The organism is Enterobacter cloacae complex sp. 372C4, from assembly GCF_050030615.1.
GTDB classification, from domain to species: Bacteria; Pseudomonadota; Gammaproteobacteria; order Enterobacterales; family Enterobacteriaceae; genus Enterobacter; species Enterobacter intestinihominis.
The window spans coordinates 1,393,270-1,414,546 of sequence record NZ_JBLGUQ010000001.1; the positions used below are offsets into that span (position 1 = coordinate 1,393,270).

General features: G+C 54.4%; 24 protein-coding genes. 12 read left to right on the top strand and 12 right to left on the bottom strand.

Annotated elements, in window-relative coordinates:
• Window positions 1–5: 5 nt before the first annotated feature.
• The 4 genes from mreD to csrD form a co-directional block, all read right to left on the bottom strand.
• Window positions 6–494, bottom strand: a complete 489-nt coding sequence (gene mreD, locus ACQG11_RS06645) for a rod shape-determining protein MreD (RefSeq protein WP_003860402.1) — start codon at window positions 492–494, stop codon at window positions 6–8.
• The gene (gene mreC / locus ACQG11_RS06650; RefSeq protein WP_003860400.1) at window positions 494–1,510 is read right to left on the bottom strand and encodes a rod shape-determining protein MreC; all 1,017 of its coding nucleotides are present in this window, start codon (window positions 1,508–1,510) and stop codon (window positions 494–496) included. The genes mreD and mreC overlap by 1 nt, the downstream gene beginning before the upstream one ends.
• Before the next feature lie 62 nt (window positions 1,511–1,572).
• Window positions 1,573–2,616 (bottom strand): rod shape-determining protein MreB, encoded by a 1,044-nt coding sequence (gene mreB, locus ACQG11_RS06655; RefSeq protein WP_000913396.1) that lies wholly within the window; start codon window positions 2,614–2,616, stop codon window positions 1,573–1,575.
• Window positions 2,617–2,898: 282 nt separating this feature from the next.
• The gene (gene csrD, locus ACQG11_RS06660) at window positions 2,899–4,839 is read right to left on the bottom strand and encodes an RNase E specificity factor CsrD (protein WP_022649564.1); all 1,941 of its coding nucleotides are present in this window, start codon (window positions 4,837–4,839) and stop codon (window positions 2,899–2,901) included.
• 183 nt (window positions 4,840–5,022) lie between these two features.
• Between csrD and ACQG11_RS06665 the strand changes: the two genes are divergently transcribed.
• The 12 genes from ACQG11_RS06665 to fis all read left to right on the top strand — a co-directional run bounded on the left by ACQG11_RS06665 (window position 5,023) and on the right by fis (window position 15,384).
• A complete protein-coding gene (locus tag ACQG11_RS06665) occupies window positions 5,023–5,997 on the top strand; it encodes an MDR family oxidoreductase (RefSeq protein ID WP_023298743.1) in 975 nt (324 codons plus the stop codon).
• Between the two features lie 77 nt (window positions 5,998–6,074).
• Window positions 6,075–7,076, top strand: a complete 1,002-nt coding sequence (gene msrP / locus ACQG11_RS06670; protein ID WP_426728267.1) for a protein-methionine-sulfoxide reductase catalytic subunit MsrP — start codon at window positions 6,075–6,077, stop codon at window positions 7,074–7,076.
• Window positions 7,077–7,676, top strand: a complete 600-nt coding sequence (gene msrQ / locus ACQG11_RS06675) for a protein-methionine-sulfoxide reductase heme-binding subunit MsrQ (RefSeq protein ID WP_022649567.1) — start codon at window positions 7,077–7,079, stop codon at window positions 7,674–7,676.
• Window positions 7,677–7,910: 234 nt separating this feature from the next.
• The gene (gene aroQ / locus ACQG11_RS06680; protein WP_022649568.1) at window positions 7,911–8,363 is read left to right on the top strand and encodes a type II 3-dehydroquinate dehydratase; all 453 of its coding nucleotides are present in this window, start codon (window positions 7,911–7,913) and stop codon (window positions 8,361–8,363) included.
• Between the two features lie 21 nt (window positions 8,364–8,384).
• Entirely contained in the window at window positions 8,385–8,846 is a 462-nt protein-coding gene (gene accB / locus ACQG11_RS06685) for an acetyl-CoA carboxylase biotin carboxyl carrier protein (RefSeq protein WP_010436174.1), read from the top strand.
• A gap of 10 nt (window positions 8,847–8,856) precedes the next feature.
• Entirely contained in the window at window positions 8,857–10,206 is a 1,350-nt protein-coding gene (gene accC, locus ACQG11_RS06690) for an acetyl-CoA carboxylase biotin carboxylase subunit (protein WP_003860388.1), read from the top strand.
• A gap of 108 nt (window positions 10,207–10,314) precedes the next feature.
• Window positions 10,315–10,557, top strand: a complete 243-nt coding sequence (locus ACQG11_RS06695; RefSeq protein ID WP_022649569.1) for a YhdT family protein — start codon at window positions 10,315–10,317, stop codon at window positions 10,555–10,557.
• Window positions 10,547–11,998, top strand: coding sequence for a sodium/pantothenate symporter (gene panF / locus ACQG11_RS06700; RefSeq protein WP_022649570.1), 1,452 nt, complete (start codon window positions 10,547–10,549; stop codon window positions 11,996–11,998). Before ACQG11_RS06695 ends, panF begins: the two co-directional genes overlap by 11 nt.
• Window positions 11,999–12,009: 11 nt before the next feature.
• Window positions 12,010–12,891 (top strand): 50S ribosomal protein L11 methyltransferase, encoded by an 882-nt coding sequence (gene prmA / locus ACQG11_RS06705; protein ID WP_038416812.1) that lies wholly within the window; start codon window positions 12,010–12,012, stop codon window positions 12,889–12,891.
• Between the two features lie 137 nt (window positions 12,892–13,028).
• The gene (locus tag ACQG11_RS06710) at window positions 13,029–13,769 is read left to right on the top strand and encodes a carbonic anhydrase (RefSeq protein ID WP_038416814.1); all 741 of its coding nucleotides are present in this window, start codon (window positions 13,029–13,031) and stop codon (window positions 13,767–13,769) included.
• A gap of 329 nt (window positions 13,770–14,098) precedes the next feature.
• The gene (gene dusB, locus ACQG11_RS06715; RefSeq protein WP_006812176.1) at window positions 14,099–15,064 is read left to right on the top strand and encodes a tRNA dihydrouridine synthase DusB; all 966 of its coding nucleotides are present in this window, start codon (window positions 14,099–14,101) and stop codon (window positions 15,062–15,064) included.
• A gap of 23 nt (window positions 15,065–15,087) precedes the next feature.
• Window positions 15,088–15,384 (top strand): DNA-binding transcriptional regulator Fis, encoded by a 297-nt coding sequence (gene fis, locus ACQG11_RS06720; RefSeq protein WP_000462905.1) that lies wholly within the window; start codon window positions 15,088–15,090, stop codon window positions 15,382–15,384.
• Between the two features lie 348 nt (window positions 15,385–15,732).
• Here the strand turns inward: fis and ACQG11_RS06725 are convergent, their stop codons facing one another.
• From ACQG11_RS06725 to ACQG11_RS06760, 8 genes are all read right to left on the bottom strand, one after another.
• Window positions 15,733–16,083, bottom strand: a complete 351-nt coding sequence (locus ACQG11_RS06725; RefSeq protein ID WP_230068996.1) for a hypothetical protein — start codon at window positions 16,081–16,083, stop codon at window positions 15,733–15,735.
• Window positions 16,080–16,682, bottom strand: a complete 603-nt coding sequence (locus ACQG11_RS06730) for a tail assembly protein (RefSeq protein ID WP_040214902.1) — start codon at window positions 16,680–16,682, stop codon at window positions 16,080–16,082. The genes ACQG11_RS06725 and ACQG11_RS06730 overlap by 4 nt, the downstream gene beginning before the upstream one ends.
• Window positions 16,683–16,695: 13 nt before the next feature.
• Window positions 16,696–18,357, bottom strand: a complete 1,662-nt coding sequence (locus ACQG11_RS06735; RefSeq protein ID WP_063962766.1) for a terminase large subunit — start codon at window positions 18,355–18,357, stop codon at window positions 16,696–16,698.
• Window positions 18,341–18,697, bottom strand: a complete 357-nt coding sequence (locus ACQG11_RS06740; protein ID WP_000113647.1) for a phage terminase small subunit P27 family — start codon at window positions 18,695–18,697, stop codon at window positions 18,341–18,343. Before ACQG11_RS06740 ends, ACQG11_RS06735 begins: the two co-directional genes overlap by 17 nt.
• A gap of 275 nt (window positions 18,698–18,972) precedes the next feature.
• Entirely contained in the window at window positions 18,973–19,416 is a 444-nt protein-coding gene (locus tag ACQG11_RS06745; protein WP_001145894.1) for an HNH endonuclease, read from the bottom strand.
• Window positions 19,416–19,709, bottom strand: a complete 294-nt coding sequence (locus ACQG11_RS06750; RefSeq protein ID WP_045325314.1) for a head-tail connector protein — start codon at window positions 19,707–19,709, stop codon at window positions 19,416–19,418. Before ACQG11_RS06750 ends, ACQG11_RS06745 begins: the two co-directional genes overlap by 1 nt.
• The gene (locus ACQG11_RS06755; RefSeq protein WP_001201224.1) at window positions 19,706–20,044 is read right to left on the bottom strand and encodes a phage head closure protein; all 339 of its coding nucleotides are present in this window, start codon (window positions 20,042–20,044) and stop codon (window positions 19,706–19,708) included. Before ACQG11_RS06755 ends, ACQG11_RS06750 begins: the two co-directional genes overlap by 4 nt.
• Complete coding sequence (locus ACQG11_RS06760) at window positions 20,041–21,276, bottom strand: phage portal protein (RefSeq protein ID WP_045338305.1); 1,236 nt, start codon at window positions 21,274–21,276, stop codon at window positions 20,041–20,043. The genes ACQG11_RS06755 and ACQG11_RS06760 overlap by 4 nt, the downstream gene beginning before the upstream one ends.
• Window position 21,277 lies beyond the last annotated feature (1 nt).

The following is a 21,277-nucleotide window of genomic DNA, read 5'->3' on the forward strand; positions in this document are numbered from 1 at the left end:
ACCTTTTATTGCACGGCAAACTGCTGGCGAATTTTACGCATCAGCAGGAACAGCCACGGCCAGAGCACACCGTTTACTACACTACTCCAGAACACTTCCGGTCGGAAAGAGACGTTGATCACTAAAAACTCTGCCCAGAAAACAACGATATCCGCAGCGAGCGACAACAACATCACCACCAGCGCCTGTTGCCAGAGCGCAAGGTTACGAAAGAGCTGGAATTTGAGTGCAACGAGATACGCAATAATGCTCATGGATAAGGCGCGGACGCCAAGCGTAGAGCCACTGATAAGATCCAGTATGGCACCCATCACAAAACCTGTGCCGACATTTACGCGGTGCGGCAGGGCAAGGATCCAGTAGAGCAAAATGAGTAATACCCAGTTTGGCCGGAAAACAAGAATGTCGTCCGGCCAGGGCATAATTTGCAGCAACAATGCAACGAGGAATGAGAGCCAGATTACCCAGCGCCCCTGGCTACGATAACTGGCCACTACTGCCCTCCACCCGAGACTTGCGGCGGTGGCGGCGCATCCGGTAGCGGCTGCGTTAACCCCGTCGCCGGAGCCGGTACGGGCGCAGGTGGCCCCATTGCATCCGGCGCAGGCAGCACCTGCGGCATCATCTGCATCAGGCGCTCATTGGCCACGCGATGCACATCTTCCGGCGTCATCGGGTTAGCGCCGTTGCGATCGGCGCCCCATAGCAGCAGCAGGTAGCGTAAACGCTGCAAGCCAGCCGTTGGACGCGCCTGGATCACGGTGTAGGCACGCTGAGTGTCGAGCTTCACGGAAGAGACAACCGCAACCGGGTAGCCTTCAGGGAAACGACCGCCCAGACCAGACGTCACCAGCACGTCACCCACGCGGATATCCGTGTTGGCGGGCAGGTGTTCCAGTTGCAGATCGTCCGTACAACCATTACCGGCGGCAATTACGCGAATATCGTTACGCAGCACCTGAATCGGCAGTGCATGGGTGGCATCGCAAATCAGCAGCACACGGCTGGTCAGTTTGGCAACCGCCACGACCTGGCCCACAACGCCTTTATCGCTGATGACAGGCTGACCTTCGTATACGCCGTTCACGCTGCCTTTATCAATCACCACCTGATCGCTGTATGGATCGTTTACGGTGGAGATCACCTGGGTGACCATTTTCTGTTCATCCTGGCGCAGCGGCGAGCCAAGCAGTTCCCGCAGACGCGCGTTTTCCTGCTTATATTGCCCCAGCATCAGTAGCTCGCTGTTTTTCAGCAGCAGTTCCTGGCGTAATGCACGGTTTTCGAGTTCGAGCTGGTCACGCGATGAAAGCGTTTGCGACACGGAGTCGAGCAGTTCACGGGGACCATTTGAAATAAAGTAGAAAGGACTGACGGCGGTATCCATGTACGTTCGGATCTGGCTGAACGTACCGAGGCGGCTATCGGCAATAATGACCCCGAGCGCCACCAGAACCGCCAGGATCAGGCGAAACTGTAGCGACGGGCCACGGCTAAAAATTGGCTTCATAGGCTATGCGTATTCTCGCGTCAGAGAGAAAGGGTAGCCATTTGCTACCCTCTCACACCCGACTACTCTTCGCTAAACAAGTCGCCGCCGTGCATGTCGATCATTTCCAGCGCCTTGCCACCACCACGGGCGACGCAAGTCAGTGGATCTTCTGCAACTACGACAGGAATACCTGTCTCTTCCATTAACAGGCGGTCGAGGTTACGCAGCAGCGCACCACCACCGGTCAGAACCATACCGCGCTCGGAGATATCGGAGGCCAGCTCTGGCGGGCACTGTTCCAGCGCAACCATCACCGCGCTCACGATGCCGGTCAGCGGCTCCTGCAACGCTTCCAGGATTTCGTTGGAGTTCAGGGTGAATCCGCGTGGCACGCCTTCTGCCAGGTTACGACCGCGAACTTCGATCTCGCGAACTTCATCACCCGGATAGGCAGAACCGATTTCATGCTTGATGCGCTCTGCGGTCGCTTCACCGATCAGAGAGCCGTAGTTACGGCGAACGTAATTGATGATGGCTTCGTCGAAACGGTCGCCGCCGATACGCACGGAAGAGGAGTACACCACGCCGTTCAGGGAGATAACGGCCACTTCAGTGGTACCGCCACCGATATCCACCACCATAGAACCGGTTGCTTCAGAAACCGGCAGACCCGCACCAATTGCCGCAGCCATCGGTTCTTCAATCAGGAACACTTCACGCGCACCGGCACCCTGAGCGGATTCACGGATTGCACGGCGTTCAACCTGGGTTGCGCCAACCGGCACACACACCAGTACGCGCGGGCTTGGGCGCATGAAGCTGTTGCTGTGAACCTGCTTGATGAAGTGCTGAAGCATTTTTTCGGTCACGAAGAAGTCAGCAATAACGCCATCTTTCATTGGGCGGATCGCGGCAATGTTGCCCGGCGTACGGCCCAGCATCTGCTTCGCATCATGGCCTACTGCGGCCACGCTTTTTGGCGAGCCAGCACGATCCTGACGAATGGCCACAACGGAAGGCTCATTCAATACGATGCCTTGTCCTTTTACATAGATAAGGGTATTCGCGGTACCCAGGTCAATGGACAGGTCATTGGAAAACATGCCACGAAATTTTTTCAACATACTAAGGGATAATCCTGAAAGCTGGGGCGGAAAACAAAATCCGCTTACTTTACCAACCACACGCAGCAGCGACAAGGCGCAAAAATCGTCTGCTACGGTGAAAATTAGTGCAGCACGTTTCCTTTGTTACAAATTCATCCCCTGAATCCCTCAGGGCTGAGTAAACAGCAGCGTCCCTCACTTTCACTTGTAACCTATAAAAGGTCGTTCACTGGCTTTTATGCTCGTCTTACTCAAAGCTACAGGCGCGATATTCTACGTGAAAACAAAGTAAACGGCAGGTCAAACAGAGTATCTTTGCAAATATTTTTTCACATTGGTGTCAAGCGGCTGAGAGGCGGCAAAAAAATCCCCCTGACCGCCCGTCACGCCGCGCTCTGTCAACATCTGCCATTCACTGCGTGAACGTACGCCTGCGGCAAATACTTGCGTTTGCGTTCCTTTGCACGCCTCCACCAGGCTTTGTACCAGCAGCTGGTTTTCCGTGCGCTTTTCGATATTCCTTACCAGACCCGGATGCAGCTTCAATAATTCGACATCCAGCTCTTTGATCCAGCTGGTGCTGACCAGGGTAAGACCCGCCTGTGTTACCGCCACGCGAGCCCCAAGCGCATTGATTAAACGCACAACCGAGCGCAACCGGCTGATGTGTTGACCTACATCTGCCTCTGCAAGTTCAAAAATAATGCGTTTGCGTTGCGATTTTTCGCATTGCATTAACGTGTCACGTAACCAACGCTGAAAACGCGGACGGATCAGCGATTCGACGGTCACCTGTAAAGCCAGATTTTCTTCAGGCCAGTACGATAAAAACGGAATGAGGCGGGTGATTTGCTGGCGGTCATACTCTTCGGACAATCCGAATTGCAGCACCATCGGCAAATACTCTGCGGAGATAACCTCCTCGGTCCCATCAAAAATACGGCACATCAGCTCACGATGATGGACATGACCATTTTTTATGACCGCCGGTTTTTGATAGATGCGCGGTCCACCCCGGCTCAGCATCTGTTCAATCAGGGTTCGCCAGCGTACGTTGCCGCGCCCTTTTTCCGGTAGCGTATCATCATAGACCGCCCAGCCGTTCGCCCCCTGCAATACGGCGTTGCGCGTGGCCGCTTCTGCATGTTCCATCACCTGCTCCGTCGACTGACCGCCGCGCCAGGCACAGATGCCCATATGCACCATATCGTCGCGGTCGAGCATTTTGCTCTGGGGTAGCGCATCGACGGCTTTCAACAGCTGGCTGGCGATACTCTCGGACTCCTTTAAGGTGCGATGCGGCAGCAAGACAGCAAAGTCGCTGCGGTGGTAGCGTGCCAGTAACGCGCCGGGGTAGCGCATAATAAAGGTGGACAGCAGGTTAATCAGCGTGAAGAGATTCTCTTCCGCCACGCGCTGGCCCCAGGTATCACGGAGCAGATCGAAGTCGGGCAGGCGAATCATCATTACCACGCCATGCGTCCCCACCTTTTCGGGATCATCAAGAAGCGTAGCCAGCTGATTATCAAAGAAGAGACGGTTGTTAAGGCCCGTTTTGTTATCCTGCGCGGCGTAGGAGCGAATCAACGTGTCCATACGGCTACGCTGATCGCTGGCAAACTGGATTTCGGAGAGCAGCACGTCCAGGGCGCTACTGGTACGTGATGGCCATTCATAAACCGATCCCCGTACCTGCGGACCCCGCTCGCCATTCAGTATTCGCACCGAGCGTGTTTCCAGCAGTTCCTGGCCGGAAAGTTGACGACGCTGCCAGCGAACGGCGAGGAAAATCAGCAGGACGATCAAGGCAACGGCGATGGTTAAGGGCGCGGTGGTCATGAGCGAGCGTAAATAGTTGCTCATCGGATCCTGGTACATCAGATGGATTGTCATACCCGGATGTTTAAGTGAGCGTACCGTTATGTCCCGATACTGATCTACCGTGCCGGCAGGACGGTAGCTGCCCTGACGGGTATGGCTGAAAACGGTCTGCTTCCCCTGTTTAATGTCGATCTGCACGATATCCACAGGCACCATTAACTCATCCAGTTCACGCGAAAGTGCCGGGAAGGAGGTTGTAATCAGGCGAGTGTCGATAACCGATGCAACCGATTCTACCCGGTTAACCAGCTTATCCTGGATGGCATTATAAAAGCTCAGCGAGCAGCCGATTAGCGTGACAAATATGGTCAGTCCCGTCAGCAAGGTGATAAAAGCTGAGAACTTCGTCGTTAATCGCATCCTTGAGATTACTCCGTGGGTTGAAGGGGTCGCAAGTGAGCGCTAACTTGCATTTCAAATGCGGCATACTAGCAAACCTGGTGTATCTGGCAATTTATTGCGTTAAATCGGCACTGCGTTTCATTGAGCGAGTATAGTCTTCAGTACATATTTTCCCATCATCAATCCTAGTGAGGACCCTGTATGCAGGCTTTGATCTTAGAACAGCAGGACGGCAAAACCGTTGCCTCGGTGCAAGCCATTGACGAGAGCCGCCTGCCGGAGGGCGACGTGACCGTAGATATCGACTGGTCAAGCCTGAACTATAAAGATGCACTGGCCATTACGGGAAAAGGTAAAATCATCCGAAATTTCCCAATGGTGCCAGGCATCGACTTGGCTGGTCGCGTGCATACCAGTGAAGATCCGCGTTTTCACGCCGGACAGCAGGTGCTGCTCACCGGCTGGGGCGTAGGTGAAAACCACTGGGGAGGACTGGCAGCGCAGGCGCGCGTAAAAGGTGACTGGCTGGTCCCGATGCCGAAAGGCCTGGACGGCCGTAAGGCGATGATCGTCGGCACGGCAGGTTTCACCGCCATGCTCTGCGTGATGGCGCTGGAAGAGGCCGGGATCCGTCCTGACTCTGGCGAAATTGTCGTGACCGGCGCCAGCGGTGGCGTGGGCAGCACGGCCGTCACGCTGCTGCACAAGCTGGGGTACCAGGTCGCCGCCGTCTCTGGCCGCGAAAGTACGCATGATTATCTACGTCAGTTGGGCGCAAGCCGTATTCTGAGCCGCGACGAATTCGCCGAGACCCGTCCGCTGGAAAAACAGGTCTGGGCTGGCGCTGTAGATACCGTCGGCGACAAAGTGCTGGCGAAGGTGCTGGCGCAAATGAATTACGGTGGCTGCGTGGCGGCCTGTGGTCTGGCGGGTGGTTTTGCCCTGCCGACGACGGTGATGCCATTTATTCTGCGTAACGTGCGTCTTCAGGGTGTCGATTCGGTCATGACCCCAGCCGAGCGGCGGGCTGAGGCCTGGGAACGTCTGGCGCGGGATCTGCCAGCCTCATTCTATGAGCAGAGCGCCACTGAGATTACCCTGAGCCAGGCGCCAGAGTACGCCAATAAAATCATGGACAACCAGTTCCACGGTCGTGCGCTGGTTAAAATCGCCTAATCTTCAAATTTTCGTGACATATTCGCGCTAACCCTCCTCCTCCGTCATGCTTAGAAAAACGCCTGACGGAGGATGCCATGAAAACCCGAAAACTGACGGAAGCCGACGTAACGTCCGAGTCTGTCTTTATGCTACAGCGTCGCCAGATCCTGAAAATGCTTGGCATCAGCGCCACTGCCCTGACGCTCACCCCTGCGGCCCACGCCGATCTGCTCGACTGGTTTAAGGGCAACGACCGCCCGAAAGCCCCCTCTGGCGCACCGCTTAACTTCACGAAACCGGCGCAGTGGCAGAATAAACTGACGTTGACGCCGGAAGATAAAGTCACCGGCTATAACAACTTCTATGAGTTTGGCCTCGATAAGGCCGATCCTGCCGCCAACGCCGGGAGCATGAAAACCGATCCCTGGACGCTGAAGATTGATGGCGAAGTGGCAAAGCCGCTGACGCTGGATCATCATGACCTCACCACCCGCTTCCCACTTGAAGAACGCATTTACCGTTTGCGCTGTGTGGAAGCCTGGTCGATGGTGGTGCCGTGGGTAGGTTTCCCTTTGCATAAACTGCTGGCGCTGGTTGAGCCCACCAGCAACGCGAAGTATGTTTCTTTCCAGACGCGCTATGCCCCGGACGAGATGCCAGGCCAGAAGGATCGGTTTATCGGCGGCGGGCTGGAGTATCCCTACGTTGAAGGTTTACGTCTCGATGAAGCCATGCATCCGCTTACGCTGCTCACCGTCGGGGTTTACGGCAAAGCGCTGCCGCCGCAAAACGGGGCGCCCATTCGCCTGACCGTACCGTGGAAATACGGTTTCAAGGGCATCAAATCGATCGTCAGCATTAAGCTCACCCGTGAACGCCCACCCACCACCTGGAACCTCGCAGCGCCAGATGAGTATGGTTTTTTTGCCAACGTTAACCCGCACGTTGATCATCCACGCTGGTCGCAAGCGACGGAACGTTTTATCGGTTCCGGCGGCGCGCTGGATGTTAAACGCCAGCCAACGCTGCTGTTTAACGGCTATGCAGATGAGGTGGCATCCCTCTATCGTGGGCTGAATTTACGGGAGAACTTCTAAGTGCGTTTAACGGCAAAGCAGATAACCTGGCTGAAGGTACTCCTGCATTTAGCCGGATTGCTCCCCTTTATCTGGCTCTTTTGGGCAGCCAGCCAGGGACAGTTCAGTGCCGATCCGGCTAAAGATATTCAGCATTTTACGGGTCGGATGGCTCTGAAATTTTTGCTGGCGACCTTGCTCGTCTCACCGCTTGCGCGCTACGCTAAACAGCCATTGCTAATACGTACCCGTCGGCTTTTGGGGCTATGGTGTTTTGCCTGGGCGACGCTGCATCTCACCAGTTACGCCCTGCTGGAACTGGGCATTAACAACCTGGCACTCCTTGGCAGCGAACTGGTTACGCGTCCTTATCTGACGCTGGGTATCGTAAGCTGGCTGGTTTTACTGGCGCTGACGCTGACATCCACGCAGTACGCGCAGCGAAAAATGGGACGGCGCTGGCAACTGCTGCACAACTTCGTCTATCTTGTCGCGATCCTCGCGCCCATCCATTACCTGTGGTCGGTGAAGATATTATCTCCTCAGCCGGTCATCTACGCCCTGCTGGCATTGGCCCTTTTAGCATGGCGTTATAAGAAGTTCCGCCAGTGGGTACGATAGTCCACGAAACTGTGCGTTTTCCCGCAGATTATTTATCAGCCGCGAATCTTTTTCGGATAGCGGTTGATAATCTTCCCTGATAAGACCAGTATTTAGCTGCCAAATGCTACGAAATCGTTATAATGTGCGACTTCGGTTTTCCGGACAGGGGTTTTTGGCCTCTGAAAGGGTGACAATTGCGTATTGAGGGTATATGTTGTTTTTTACCCGAAAATCGCAGGAGATAGCGGCACAATGGCTGACAAATTCCAAATTTTAGTATTGAACGGACCGAACCTGAACATGCTCGGCACCCGTGAGCCAGAGAAGTACGGCACGCTGACATTGAGCGAAATTGTTAACCGTCTGGGTACGGAAGCAGCCTCGCTGAATGTGGATTTGGACCATTTTCAGTCAAACGCGGAGTACGCAATCATCGACCGTATTCATCAGGCTAAAGACACTGTGGACTATATCCTGATCAATCCGGCCGCGTTTACGCACACCAGTGTTGCTATACGCGACGCACTGCTCGCGGTGAGTATCCCGTTTATCGAGATCCATCTGAGTAACGTGCACGCCCGAGAGCCGTTCCGCCACCATTCCTACTTGTCAGATATCGCCGCTGGCGTGATATGTGGGCTGGGTGCAGACGGCTATTCATACGCTTTACAGACAGCGGTAAAACGCTTGTCACAATCACACTAAACAAGAGTACGGAACCCACTCATGGATATTCGTAAGATTAAAAAACTGATCGAGCTGGTTGAAGAATCAGGCATCTCCGAACTGGAAATTTCTGAAGGCGAAGAGTCTGTACGCATCAGCCGTGCAGCCCCAGCCGCTAGCTTCCCGGTAATGCAGCAAGCTTATGCTGCGCCAGTGCAGCAGCCTGCGCTCTCCGCAGCCGTTGCACCAGCAGCAGAAGCCGCACCTGCAGCAGCTGCAGAAATCAGTGGTCACATCGTACGTTCCCCAATGGTTGGTACTTTCTACCGCACCCCGAGCCCGGACGCGAAAGCGTTCATCGAAGTGGGTCAGAAAGTCAACGTAGGCGATACCCTGTGCATCGTTGAAGCCATGAAAATGATGAACCAGATCGAAGCAGACAAATCAGGTACTGTGAAAGCGATTCTGGTCGAAAGTGGTCAGCCGGTAGAATTTGACGAGCCGCTGGTCGTCATCGAGTAACGAGGCGAACATGCTGGATAAAATTGTTATCGCCAACCGTGGCGAGATTGCACTGCGTATTCTTCGTGCCTGTAAAGAACTGGGCATCAAGACCGTGGCCGTGCACTCAAGCGCGGATCGCGATTTAAAACACGTATTGCTGGCGGATGAGACGGTCTGTATCGGTCCGGCTCCGTCCGTAAAAAGCTATCTGAACATCCCGGCGATCATCAGCGCCGCCGAAATCACTGGCGCGGTCGCGATTCACCCGGGTTATGGTTTCCTCTCTGAGAACGCCAACTTTGCTGAGCAGGTTGAACGCTCTGGCTTTATCTTCATTGGCCCGAAAGCCGACACCATTCGCCTGATGGGTGACAAAGTGTCTGCCATCACCGCGATGAAAAAAGCCGGCGTGCCAACCGTACCGGGCTCTGACGGCCCGCTGACCGACGATATGGATGCTAACCGCGCCCATGCTAAACGCATTGGCTACCCGGTTATCATCAAGGCGTCTGGCGGCGGCGGCGGTCGCGGTATGCGCGTTGTACGCAGCGATGCTGAACTGGCGCAGTCCATCTCCATGACCAAAGCGGAAGCGAAAGCGGCTTTCAGCAATGACATGGTGTACATGGAAAAATACCTGGAAAACCCACGCCACATCGAAATTCAGGTGCTGGCTGACGGTCAGGGCAACGCGATCTATCTGGCTGAACGTGACTGCTCCATGCAGCGTCGTCACCAGAAAGTCGTCGAAGAAGCGCCAGCGCCGGGCATTACGCCGGAACTGCGTCGCTACATCGGTGAGCGTTGCGCCAAAGCGTGTGTCGATATCGGCTATCGCGGGGCGGGTACCTTTGAGTTCCTGTTCGAAAACGGCGAGTTCTACTTCATTGAGATGAACACCCGTATTCAGGTTGAACACCCGGTTACCGAAATGATCACCGGCGTTGACCTGATCAAAGAACAGCTGCGTATCGCAGCCGGTCAGCCGCTGTCCATCAAACAGGAAGAAGTTGTGGTTAAAGGCCATGCGGTAGAGTGCCGTATCAACGCCGAAGACCCGAACACCTTCCTGCCAAGCCCGGGTAAAATCACGCGTTTCCACGCGCCGGGTGGCTTTGGTGTGCGCTGGGAGTCCCATATTTACGCCGGTTACACCGTACCGCCGTACTATGACTCAATGATCGGTAAGCTGATCTGCTACGGCGAAAACCGTGACGTGGCCATTGCCCGCATGAAGAACGCCCTTCAGGAGCTGATCATCGACGGGATCAAAACCAACGTAGATCTCCAGATGCGCATCATGAGCGACGAGCACTTCCAGAATGGTGGTACTAACATCCACTACCTGGAGAAAAAACTCGGTCTGAACGAGAAGTAAGAGACCAGTGTTGCTAAAAGGCCGGATTATCCGGCCTTTTTTATTTCTGGGGATCGCAAAGCCCCATCATGTACAATCCCCGCTTTCTTCATCCACAAGGGACAAAAAATGGACAAACGTTTTGTTCAGGCCCATAAAGAAGCGCGCTGGGCGCTGTGGCTGACCCTTCTCTATCTCGCTGCATGGTTAGTAACTGCTTACTTACCTGATTCAGCGATTGGCATTACCGGCCTCCCGCACTGGTTTGAAATGGCCTGCCTGCTGCTGCCGCTGGTGTTTATTGTGCTGTGCTGGGCGATGGTGAAATTCATCTATCGCGATATCTCCCTGGAGGACGATGATGCAGCTTGAAGTCATTCTGCCGCTTGTCGCTTACCTGTTCCTGGTGTTTGGCCTGTCGGTTTATGCGATGCGTAAACGTTCGACCGGCACCTTTCTGAACGAGTATTTCCTCGGGAGCCGCTCAATGGGTGGCGTCGTGCTGGCCATGACGCTGACCGCTACTTACATCAGCGCCAGCTCGTTTATCGGTGGCCCGGGCGCCGCTTATAAGTACGGACTGGGCTGGGTACTGCTGGCCATGATCCAGCTGCCTGCCATCTGGCTCTCTCTGGGCATACTGGGTAAAAAGTTTGCCATTCTGGCCCGTCGCTACAATGCCGTGACGCTGAACGATATGCTGTTTGCCCGCTATCAGAGTCGCTTGCTGGTATGGCTGGCAAGCCTGAGTCTGCTGGTGGCGTTTATTGGTGCGATGACGGTGCAGTTTATCGGCGGCGCACGTCTGCTGGAAACGGCAGCCGGGATCCCCTACGAGACGGGTCTGGTCATTTTCGGTGTGAGTATCGCGCTGTACACCGCGTTTGGCGGGTTCCGTGCCAGCGTTCTGAACGATACGATGCAGGGAATGGTGATGCTCATTGGCACTCTCGTTCTGCTGGTGGGTATCGTGCATGCCGCAGGGGGCCTGAGCCATGCGGTTGAAACCCTGGAAGCGATCGATCCGAAACTGGTCTCGCCGCAGGGGGCGGATGACATCCTCTCTCCAACCTTTATGACCTCGTTCTGGGTGCTGGTGTGCTTTGGCGTGATTGGCCTGCCGCATACCGCCGTGCGCTGCATCTCATATAAAGACAGCAAAGCGGTACACCGCGGGATTATTATCGGGACAATTGTGGTGGCAATCCTGATGTTTGGTATGCACCTGGCGGGCGCGCTGGGACGCGCGGTGATCCCTGACCTTACCGTACCGGATCTGGTCATTCCAACCCTGATGGTGAAAGTACTTCCGCCGTTTGCCGCCGGAATTTTCCTCGCCGCACCCATGGCGGCCATTATGTCGACCATCAACGCTCAGTTGCTGCAAAGTTCCGCTACGATCATTAAAGATCTCTATCTGAATTTGCGCCCTGAACAGGTCGAAAATGAGCGACGCCTCAAGCGCATGTCGGCGGTGATTACCCTGGTGCTGGGGGCGTTGCTGCTGCTGGCCGCGTGGCGTCCACCGGAGATGATCATCTGGTTGAACCTGCTCGCCTTTGGCGGGCTGGAAGCCGTGTTCCTGTGGCCGCTGGTGCTGGGGCTGTACTGGGAACGCGCGAATGCCGCGGGTGCATTAAGCGGCATGATTGTCGGGGGCGTCCTGTATGCCGTTCTCGCCACGTTGAAAATTCAGTATCTTGGCTTTCACCCGATCGTGCCTTCGTTACTGTTAAGTTTACTGGCGTTTGTGGTGGGTAACCGTTTTGGCCGTCCCGTTCCACCCGCCACCCTGATTTCTACTGATAAATAAAGAGTTTTGCCATGCCGTGGATCCAATTGAAACTGAACACAACCGGCGCGAACGCCGAAGAACTGAGTGATGCGCTGATGGAGGCCGGTTCGGTCTCTATCACGTTCCAGGACACGCATGACACGCCGGTCTTTGAGCCGCTACCAGGCGAAACGCGCCTGTGGGGTGATACGGACGTTATCGGCCTGTTCGATGCAGAAACCGACATGAAAGAGGTCGTGGCGATTCTGGAAAACCATCCGCTGCTGGGCGCGGGTTTCGCGCATAAAATCGAACAGCTGGAAGACAAAGACTGGGAACGCGAGTGGATGGACAACTTCCATCCGATGCAGTTTGGTCAGCGTCTGTGGATCTGCCCAAGCTGGCGCGACGTTCCCGATGAAAATGCGGTCAACGTAATGCTGGATCCGGGTCTGGCGTTCGGCACCGGTACCCATCCGACAACCTCCCTGTGCCTGCAATGGCTGGATGGCCTGGATCTGGAAGGCAAAACCGTGATCGACTTCGGTTGCGGATCCGGGATCCTCGCTATCGCGGCGCTGAAACTGGGCGCGGCAAAAGCCATCGGGATCGACATCGATCCGCAGGCGATTCAGGCCAGCCGTGATAACGCCGAGCGTAATGGCGTTTCCGATCGCCTTGAACTGTATCTGCCCGATGCACAGCCAGAGGCCATGAAAGCCGATGTGGTGGTCGCGAATATCCTGGCTGGCCCGTTACGCGAGCTGGCGCCGTTAATCAGCGTGCTGCCGGTTGAAGGCGGTCTGCTGGGCCTGTCCGGTATCCTTGCCAGCCAGGCAGCCAGCGTCTGTGAAGCCTACGCCGATCTCTTTGCGCTCGACCCGGTTGTCGAGAAAGAAGAGTGGTGTCGCATCACCGGTCGTAAAAAATAAGCCTTTGGCGTGGTCGTCTGACCACGCCTTTTCCCTTCGGTTTTTTCTCCCCCCTTCATCCTTTCTTCGATAAAATAACCTCACAAATCATAATGTTAATCATTGATTTGGATAATAAAATTCACAGGAAGAATACGATGAAACACATTTCAGGCAAGGCAGCGCTGCTGGCGCTGAGCATGATTTCGGCTACGGCTTACGCATCACACTGGAGCTATCAGGGAGAAGGCGCACCGGAACACTGGGGCGAACTGGACGAGGCGTACAAGACGTGTAAAAGCGGAATGTATCAGTCGCCGGTCAACATAGACAACACGGTCAAAGCCCACATCTCTCCGCTGGAAACGCACTATATCGACGGCCCGGTCATTCTGACAAACAACGGCCATACTATCCAGGCGAGTGAAAATGCCGATACACGCGACAGCATCACGCTTGATAAACAGCGCTGGACGTTACAGCAGTTCCATTTCCATGCACCATCCGAAAACACGGTGCACGGTAAAAAATACGCAATGGAAATGCATCTGGTCCATAAAAACGCTGACGGCGAACTGACGGTCGTTGCCGTTATGTTCGATCAGGGCGCGGCAAACACTGAGCTGGATAAACTCTGGGGCGTGATGCCAGGACAGGTTGACCAGAACGTTACAATTAAGCCAACCCTCGATATGAATAAATTACTGCCTGCGGATAAAACCTACTGGCGTTTTAGCGGCTCCCTGACCACGCCACCGTGCTCAGAAGGGGTGACATGGTTGGTGCTCAAGCATCCGCTGACCGTCTCTGCTGAACAGCTGCAAAAATTCACTCACACTATGCACCACGAAAACAGCCGCCCGGTTCAGCCGCTTCATGGCCGTCTGGTTGTTGAATAAGCCGATTTTTTGCGCTGATATCCTGTGCTGAAATGCGACGCAGATCGCAAAGAAGCGCCATAATCTGCTGCATATCGCAGCAGATTATCCCGGCCAATTGATTCATTTATTCAGAAATGATGAGAAGTTACGGGAAATTGTAAGCGCCCACAAAATGTTCATTTCTTCATAACACAATGATTTAAATAGCGAATAATCTTATCCGAAAAGAATGACTGGCGATTCCTTGATCTACAACAGAGGATTGTTCAAAGTTTGGCCTTTCATCTCGTGCAAAAAATGCGTAATATACGCCGCCTTGCAGTCACAGTATGGTCATTTCTTAACTCATGCGCATCGGACACCACCAGCTTAGAAATCGCCTGATCGCAGCCCCAATGGCAGGTATTACCGACCGGCCGTTCAGGACGCTGTGCTACGAGATGGGAGCAGGATTAACCGTTTCCGAGATGATGTCGTCTAACCCGCAGGTTTGGGAAAGCGACAAGTCCCGCCTTCGGATGGTGCACGTGGATGAGCCAGGTATCCGCACCGTGCAAATTGCCGGAAGCGTGCCTGAAGAGATGGCAGATGCCGCGCGTATTAACGTGGAAAGTGGCGCCCAGATTATTGATATCAATATGGGTTGCCCGGCCAAAAAGGTGAATCGCAAGCTTGCAGGTTCAGCCCTTCTGCAATACCCCGACCAGGTGAAGTCAATCCTGACGGCGGTTGTCAGCGCAGTGGACGTTCCTGTTACGTTGAAGATTCGCACGGGTTGGTCGCCGGAACACCGTAACTGTGTAGAGATTGCCCAACTGGCCGAAGACTGTGGCATTCAGGCCCTGACCATTCATGGACGCACTCGCGCCTGTTTGTTCAACGGTGAAGCTGAATACGACAGCATTCGGGCAGTTAAGCAGAAAGTTTCCATTCCGATTATCGCGAATGGCGACATAACTGACCCGCTTAAAGCCAGAGCTGTGCTCGACTATACGGGAGCTGATGCTCTGATGATAGGACGTGCCGCTCAGGGAAGACCCTGGATCTTTCGGGAAATCCAGCATTATCTGGACACTGGGGAGCTGCTTGCCCCGCTGCCTCTGGCAGAGGTTAAGCGCTTGCTTTGTTCGCATGTTCGGGAACTGCATGACCACTACGGCCAGGCAAAAGGGTACCGAATTGCGCGTAAACACGTATCCTGGTATCTCCAGGAGCACGCTCCAAATGACCAGTTTCGGCGCACATTCAACGCCATTGAGGATGCCAGCGAACAGCTGGAGGCGTTGGAGGCATACTTCGAAAATCTTGCGTAATGAAATAAAGAGCTGACAGAACTATGTTCGAACAACGCGTAAATTCTGACGTACTGACCGTTTCTACCGTTAACTCTCAGGATCAGGTGACTCAAAAGCCCCTGCGTGACTCGGTTAAACAGGCACTGAAGAACTATTTTGCTCAACTGAACGGTCAGGATGTTAATGACCTGTATGAGCTGGTACTGGCTGAAGTTGAACAGCCACTGTTGGACATGGTGATGCAATACACCCGTGGTAATCAAACCCGCGCTGCCCTGATGATGGGCATCAACCGTGGTACCCTGCGTAAGAAATTGAAAAAATACGGCATGAACTGATACTAGTCAGTTAAGTGCTTGTTTAAAAAGGCGCTCTTCGGCATGGGGAAGCGCCTTTTTTATTAGTGTTTATACATATGTTTATACACGTTGGCTCGCACAAATAAAAAAGCACCAGAACATAGTCCAGTGCTTTAATAGGTTGGGTTTATCACCTTGGCCTTTCCGGCTTTCTCCATTGATACGGTTTGGCATCCATCCTTTGCCGGTGGCGTTCTTTCGCAGCCAGGCAAGCGGCAACGCGATTACGCACCATTAGACGATCTCGCCCGTTAAGTTCATGACCCTGCAACTCAGCCGCTACCATTATTGCTTTCTCTAATACAGTCCGATCCAGCATACAAACCCTCAGTTAATTGACTGGCTGTAATCTGCGAAGAGCTGCGCATTTACCGTCAGCACTTCTTTCATATGCTCATACCATCCGGCAAAAATAGCCTCATCGGTTCCCGGGTAGCCTGCCAGAAAGCACATCAGAATATCGTCGGTGAGTTTGTCCTGCTGATCCCAGTCAACAATGAACTGTCTAAACAGAGCGTAAGCCTTAGCTGGGTCTCTGTTCTGCCACGTTTCGACAACGATCTCGAAAGGAGGAACGGTGTAAGTTACCTCCACTGGTAATGGCTCGTATTTCGTCGGTATCAATACCTCTCGGGTAAATACCTCACCTTCCGGCCAGAGTTGCACCTGATTTGTCAAAGCTGATCCTCCACATAGATACCCGCCGATATGATTGCACCGCCGATACGGCGCTTACCGTAAAGCAATGGTACTGGATAGCCCTGCGCTGCAGTATTAGTAACGCCACCAAACGCATATGAGGCTTTATTATCAGCACTTTGTTTGCTTGCCAGCCCTGTAGGCTGAGGGGATAGCATCTGGATTACACCGCCAGCAATCATCGAACCGCCTGCAACCATAACATTGACGCCCCATGCCTGGCCGAACCCAAAGGTTGCGATTGCCCCCACGGCCACCAGAACAGCGCCCATGATGGTCTGCAAAATACCCGCTTTCTTGCTCCCGATTATGATCGGAACAATCCGAATCGTCCTGTTGCCGTTCGGAAAATCGAGATCATCCTGAGTGACGTTCTTTTTGTCCACGAATACAGCGAACGTAAGTCCTCGGGCTTTGCTGGTATTCATGAATTTCTGAAAGCCGGGAATGGTGGCGGATAACGCAGTAAACGCCTCACGTGTCGGGCCAATAAGTCGCTGGTGAGTACGGCCAAAAAGTTTAGCCAGCGAGCCGCTCAAAAGGATCGTGCTCATGGTTTCATGGTTTGCTGTATTCATCTTTCTACTCCTGTCAGATACCGTTAAATGTTGCCAGCCGTTGTTTGTGGCTGTCGCTCATATCGAAAGCAAAATCCTCATGCTCAGCCTGGAAGGTGCCGAACGCCATCAGCGCGGATACAGCCGGGTCTATCTTGTTGGAGGATTTCTTTTTGTTGGGCTTAATGTTGGCGTTAGCGTCGGACTCCATCACCACGTTTCCAATCGCCCAGGCCAGAACCGGATCGCCGCGATGGCGCACCGCCTTACGGTTAACGAACACCTCAAATGATTTCGCCACAGGACTGAACTTGAGATAGGTTTGCGGGAACGGCTCCACATCGAGGCCCGCCCCCTGTAGCTGGGTGCGCAGGTGCGTGGCGTTCCACGTATCGAAACCCACCAGCCTGATATTGAAGGTTTCAGCGTCGCGCAGGATATCGTCACGGATGCGGTCATAGTCGATACAGTCGCCGGGGGTGGTGCGTATCCAGCCCGCTTTCACCCACTGGCGGTAGATGGCGCGGTTTTTGTTCGCGACGTTAAGCAGCTGCGCTTCCGGCAGATAATGACGCGTAAGGAGTCTGATCTCCCTGTCGAACGGGAACGCATAGCTTACGCTGGTGATGTCGCTGGTAGAGGACAGGTCAAACCCGGCATAACACTCCATTCCGGCCAGATCGTCTTCGGTATAGTCGAGCGTACAGGCATCCCATGCACCGGCGCCCATCCACGGAGTGGAGCCCTGACACCAGATATTGAAACGCTTGGTCAGCATTTCCACCCACTGCGACGGTATACCCCGGGCTTTCTGGATAGTGGATTCTAGTTTCGCTGCGTCAACGGACACATGCAGGTTAGGGTTAGCCTTGATCCACATTTCAGGCTGCTCAACCTCGCTTTCGTCGTCCAGCTCGTAGATCAGTACAAACAGCGAATCGTTGCCCTCCTCCCCGGCCAGAATCTGACAGCAGTAGTCATAATGCTGCTTACAGGCAGAGACAACGTTACTCCCGGCGGTAGTGATAGCGAACAAAATCGCCTCCGGACGTGCGCCCATACCCAGCTCGAGGGCGGAATAAACGCCGTTATCCGGGTGAAGGTGGTATTCATCGACAATCGCCAGGCTGGGGTTAGTCCCTTCAATGGTGGCCGCTTTCGCCGCCAGCGGCTTTAACAGGCTGTTGCTCTTCGGAAAAATGACCTTATGCGCCTGGATATTGACGCGCTTTTTCAGCGGTTTTGACAGCAGGCACATCTGGCGGGCATCGTCGAACACGATTCGGGCCTGATCCCGGCTTACCGCCGCCGTGTAGATATCCTGCTGGCCCTTCTCCATTACCAGAAACCAGTTAGCCAGCATGGCGGCCACGGTTGATTTGGCATTCTTGCGCGGCACCTCAATAAAGGCGCTGCTGTACTTACGGCGGCCTGTCTCTCTAACTTTAAAGCCCAGCAGGTTAGCAAAGGCGAACTGCTGCCACGGTTCCAGATCGATTGGCTGGCCCCGAAGCGGGCCTTTGACGTGAGGACAGAGCCGCGAGAACGCAATAAACCGCTCTACGGTCGCCGTATCGAACTCATATCGGGGGTCATTCAGGTCTGAAAAGTACCTTTCCACGGCCTGTTTTACGCGCTTACAGGCCGGAATTTCGCCCGTTTTTATCGCATTTGCGTACTCATTCCAGACGGTCAAGCTCGTCCTCCTCTTCCGTTTCTACCGGGTTACGGCGGCGGCTTACCGGATCAAAGCCCAGCAGCGACGACATTTTAATCATGATTTTTTCAGCATCAGCCTTTGCACTCAGTGCAGGATTTCGGCTCTCGCCCCCCTGGCTGTTAACAATGCTGAACCCACGGCTGGCAAGGTCTTCCACTGCTTTGCGGTACATCGAATAGTTGACGCAAAAAAGCTCAAGGTTGTTCCAGTCGGCGGGTGTCAGATCGCCACGCTCGGCCAGTTGCTTCGCTTTCGCTTTCCACTGCTGCGCGGCTAACTCATCAAGGTAAGCTGGCGGTTTTGGTGGTCTTGCCATAAAAATTTCTCGTTTCCATCGCGTTTTATTTTCAAAAAAATCACCGTGCGTAAAAATTTGAGGGGGCGGGTGGTTCCTCGCTGAGAGGGGTTTGTCCTGAAAACCTCCCCCACCCCGTCCATTCGGCCTGTCAGCGGTTGCGAAAGCATTCCATAAGCTCCCGGTCACGCTGGCTCATGCGCTTTGCTACGGGCTTCTTATGCGCTCTCTGTCTGGCTGGTTGCCATGCCTCGCGCTGCTTTATCAGCCCACTAATCAGCCGCTGCTGTTCCTGCTCAGTCATTGTTTGCCTCATAGATCCAGTCGGTGCGATGACGTGCTGCTTCTTCCTGCTCGCGGAACTTACCGGCTTTACGCTGCTGCTTCGTCACCGGGTCTGTTGTGGTTGTCTTCCGTCCATGACAGGCAGCGCATAACGACTGGTGATTACTGGCGGGCCAGAACAGCACATCAGCTTCACCCTCGATAGGGATGATGTGATCGACGATAGTTGCCGATGCATAGACGCCAGCCTTGAGACAATGGACACACAGCGGATTAGCTTTTAGAAAATGACGACGGTATTCGCCCCAGCGGTTGGAGTAACCACGCTCTGTTCGCGTACCTCTTCGGCTGTCGCTTTGTCGGCGGGCATCCCGCTTATGCTCGTCACACTTGCCAGACTTCACCCGTTTATTACATCCCGGCTCATTGCACCGGCGTAGTGGTTGCCACGGCATCAGTACACCCCCACATCACGATAGACAGACCACAACGCAGAGACAGCCATCGGTATCTCTTTGGCGTCGGTATCACCAATCATCGTGCGGTACTCGTACAGCTGAGATACGTACATCAGACAGCCAATCTTGATAGCTGGCGTAAACTCCAGCCCGTTATCAAACCGCTTGCCGATATGCTTCTGGCAAACCTCCAGCGCCGCATCGATGTACGCCTGTATCAGCGTGTCTTCATAATCATCATCAATACGGCAATGCAGCTTTGCTTCTTCCAGGGTGATTTCTGCTGTCATTTTTCCGTTCCTGTCTTGCAGAGAATTTCCAGCCGGGTACCTTCCGAATCAGGAATAGGAGGCCCGATAATATTGAGAGTGCTGCCAGCAAACGGGCCAGTAAGCACTTTCAGACGGTTGGCTGCGGTAATATCACGGCGGAAACGCACCCAAACGCGGATCGTCGCTTCGGCAACCTCGGCACCTGACGCCATTAACTCTCGGCCACTGATCCCCTTAACCTCAGCCCATATGGTTTCCCCGTCTTCCCAGACCTGAACAACCTGACCGGACGGCTCCCTGTGGGTAGTGAATACCCGAATAGTGACGCGGCTTCTCAGCCCCCCGGCTCTCATGCGTCACCTTCCTTGCCGTCTTTGCTGATCTTCACTTCCTGCTTCCATGCCTGGCTGAATTCGTCACCACCTTCACGCGGCGGCATCCCCTCGCGCTCACGGGCTTCGTTCGGGTTCATGATCCCGTTCTTAATGCCTCGCTCATAAGTGGCGTAACGCTCGGTAGGTGTGGCACGGAGAAGGTCAGCAGAGTCAAACTCCACCTGATAACGGGTTCCCGGAACCGGAGAGGCCACCAGCAAAGCAGATTTGATTTGTTGCTCGAAGTTCGCCAGCCACGGGCGCATGGTCATGGTGAGAAAGGCGCGGCTCGCTTCGCTGAAATTGCTGTAGGTGCTGTTGCTGTATTCCTGCAGGAAGATGGGCGACACGTTGAACATGCGGGCAATGTCTTCAATGGAGAACCGGCGCGACGCCAGCCATTCGGCATCCTGATTGCTCATGCCAAGCTGCTTGTAGTCCATGCCACCTTCAAGGATCGGCGTTTTCCCGGCATTTCTGGCACCTTTGTAGCGCTCCAGTGCGTCCAGAGCCTGCTTACCCTTCACGCTGTCGAGCCATTCAGCAGTAGTGACGACGCCCGCCGCCATCATGCCATCTTTCATAATGCTGGCACCGTGGCGCTGTTGGGCCAGACCTAACCCCAGCGCCTCACGGCACGTAGTAATAGGCGAACGCCCCAGAAAGCCATCATCGGTGGAGTAACGCAGGTGCAGAATCTCTTCCTGTAGATAGGTGCGCACAGCCCCGGTAAACGGCTCTGTAACGGTGTATTTGTACTTATGCTGGCCGATACGCTCAGGAACAACCGCCCCCGGCGCATACGGGTGCAGGGATTGCGGCTGGCCGTCGCGGCCCCACTGGATCACCGCATAGGCGTTACCATTCAGCAGACAATGGCGCATCATCGTGCGTTTAAACTGATAAGGCGTCTGGCAGTCGTTCGGCTGCTCGTTCAGGAGAAAATCCACCGGGTGATTACTCAGCCATTCTCGCGCCTCACGACCATTATCATTACGGACGCGGTAGAGATAGCAGGGCATTGTTGCCACCGCCTCACTGATAACTGATACGGCGTTCATGACCGCCGGCAGAGATTCCGCAGTACCCGCAGACACATACTCGCCTGATCCGGTATTTGGAATCCCTGCCATCGCCAGAAATTCATCAATGGTCATGCTGCGCTGCTCTGAGGGTTCAGACTTACGGCCAAACGGCCAGATATTCCACATA

What these genes read in the sequence shown, in the direction of transcription:
- mreC (WP_003860400.1), bottom strand. Translation starts at nt 1,510, where the DNA reads ATGAAGCCAATTTTTAGCCGTGGCCCGTCGCTACAGTTTCGCCTGATC.
- mreB (WP_000913396.1), bottom strand. Translation starts at nt 2,616, where the DNA reads ATGTTGAAAAAATTTCGTGGCATGTTTTCCAATGACCTGTCCATTGAC.
- csrD (WP_022649564.1), bottom strand. Translation starts at nt 4,839, where the DNA reads ATGCGATTAACGACGAAGTTCTCAGCTTTTATCACCTTGCTGACGGGA.
- ACQG11_RS06665 (WP_023298743.1), top strand. Translation starts at nt 5,023, where the DNA reads ATGCAGGCTTTGATCTTAGAACAGCAGGACGGCAAAACCGTTGCCTCG.
- msrP (WP_426728267.1), top strand. Translation starts at nt 6,075, where the DNA reads ATGAAAACCCGAAAACTGACGGAAGCCGACGTAACGTCCGAGTCTGTC.
- aroQ (WP_022649568.1), top strand. Translation starts at nt 7,911, where the DNA reads ATGGCTGACAAATTCCAAATTTTAGTATTGAACGGACCGAACCTGAAC.
- accB (WP_010436174.1), top strand. Translation starts at nt 8,385, where the DNA reads ATGGATATTCGTAAGATTAAAAAACTGATCGAGCTGGTTGAAGAATCA.
- accC (WP_003860388.1), top strand. Translation starts at nt 8,857, where the DNA reads ATGCTGGATAAAATTGTTATCGCCAACCGTGGCGAGATTGCACTGCGT.
- ACQG11_RS06695 (WP_022649569.1), top strand. Translation starts at nt 10,315, where the DNA reads ATGGACAAACGTTTTGTTCAGGCCCATAAAGAAGCGCGCTGGGCGCTG.
- panF (WP_022649570.1), top strand. Translation starts at nt 10,547, where the DNA reads ATGCAGCTTGAAGTCATTCTGCCGCTTGTCGCTTACCTGTTCCTGGTG.
- prmA (WP_038416812.1), top strand. Translation starts at nt 12,010, where the DNA reads ATGCCGTGGATCCAATTGAAACTGAACACAACCGGCGCGAACGCCGAA.
- ACQG11_RS06710 (WP_038416814.1), top strand. Translation starts at nt 13,029, where the DNA reads ATGAAACACATTTCAGGCAAGGCAGCGCTGCTGGCGCTGAGCATGATT.
- dusB (WP_006812176.1), top strand. Translation starts at nt 14,099, where the DNA reads ATGCGCATCGGACACCACCAGCTTAGAAATCGCCTGATCGCAGCCCCA.
- fis (WP_000462905.1), top strand. Translation starts at nt 15,088, where the DNA reads ATGTTCGAACAACGCGTAAATTCTGACGTACTGACCGTTTCTACCGTT.
- ACQG11_RS06730 (WP_040214902.1), bottom strand. Translation starts at nt 16,682, where the DNA reads ATGAATACAGCAAACCATGAAACCATGAGCACGATCCTTTTGAGCGGC.
- ACQG11_RS06740 (WP_000113647.1), bottom strand. Translation starts at nt 18,697, where the DNA reads ATGGCAAGACCACCAAAACCGCCAGCTTACCTTGATGAGTTAGCCGCG.
- ACQG11_RS06745 (WP_001145894.1), bottom strand. Translation starts at nt 19,416, where the DNA reads ATGCCGTGGCAACCACTACGCCGGTGCAATGAGCCGGGATGTAATAAA.
- ACQG11_RS06750 (WP_045325314.1), bottom strand. Translation starts at nt 19,709, where the DNA reads ATGACAGCAGAAATCACCCTGGAAGAAGCAAAGCTGCATTGCCGTATT.
- ACQG11_RS06755 (WP_001201224.1), bottom strand. Translation starts at nt 20,044, where the DNA reads ATGAGAGCCGGGGGGCTGAGAAGCCGCGTCACTATTCGGGTATTCACT.
- ACQG11_RS06760 (WP_045338305.1), bottom strand. Translation starts at nt 21,276, where the DNA reads ATGTGGAATATCTGGCCGTTTGGCCGTAAGTCTGAACCCTCAGAGCAG.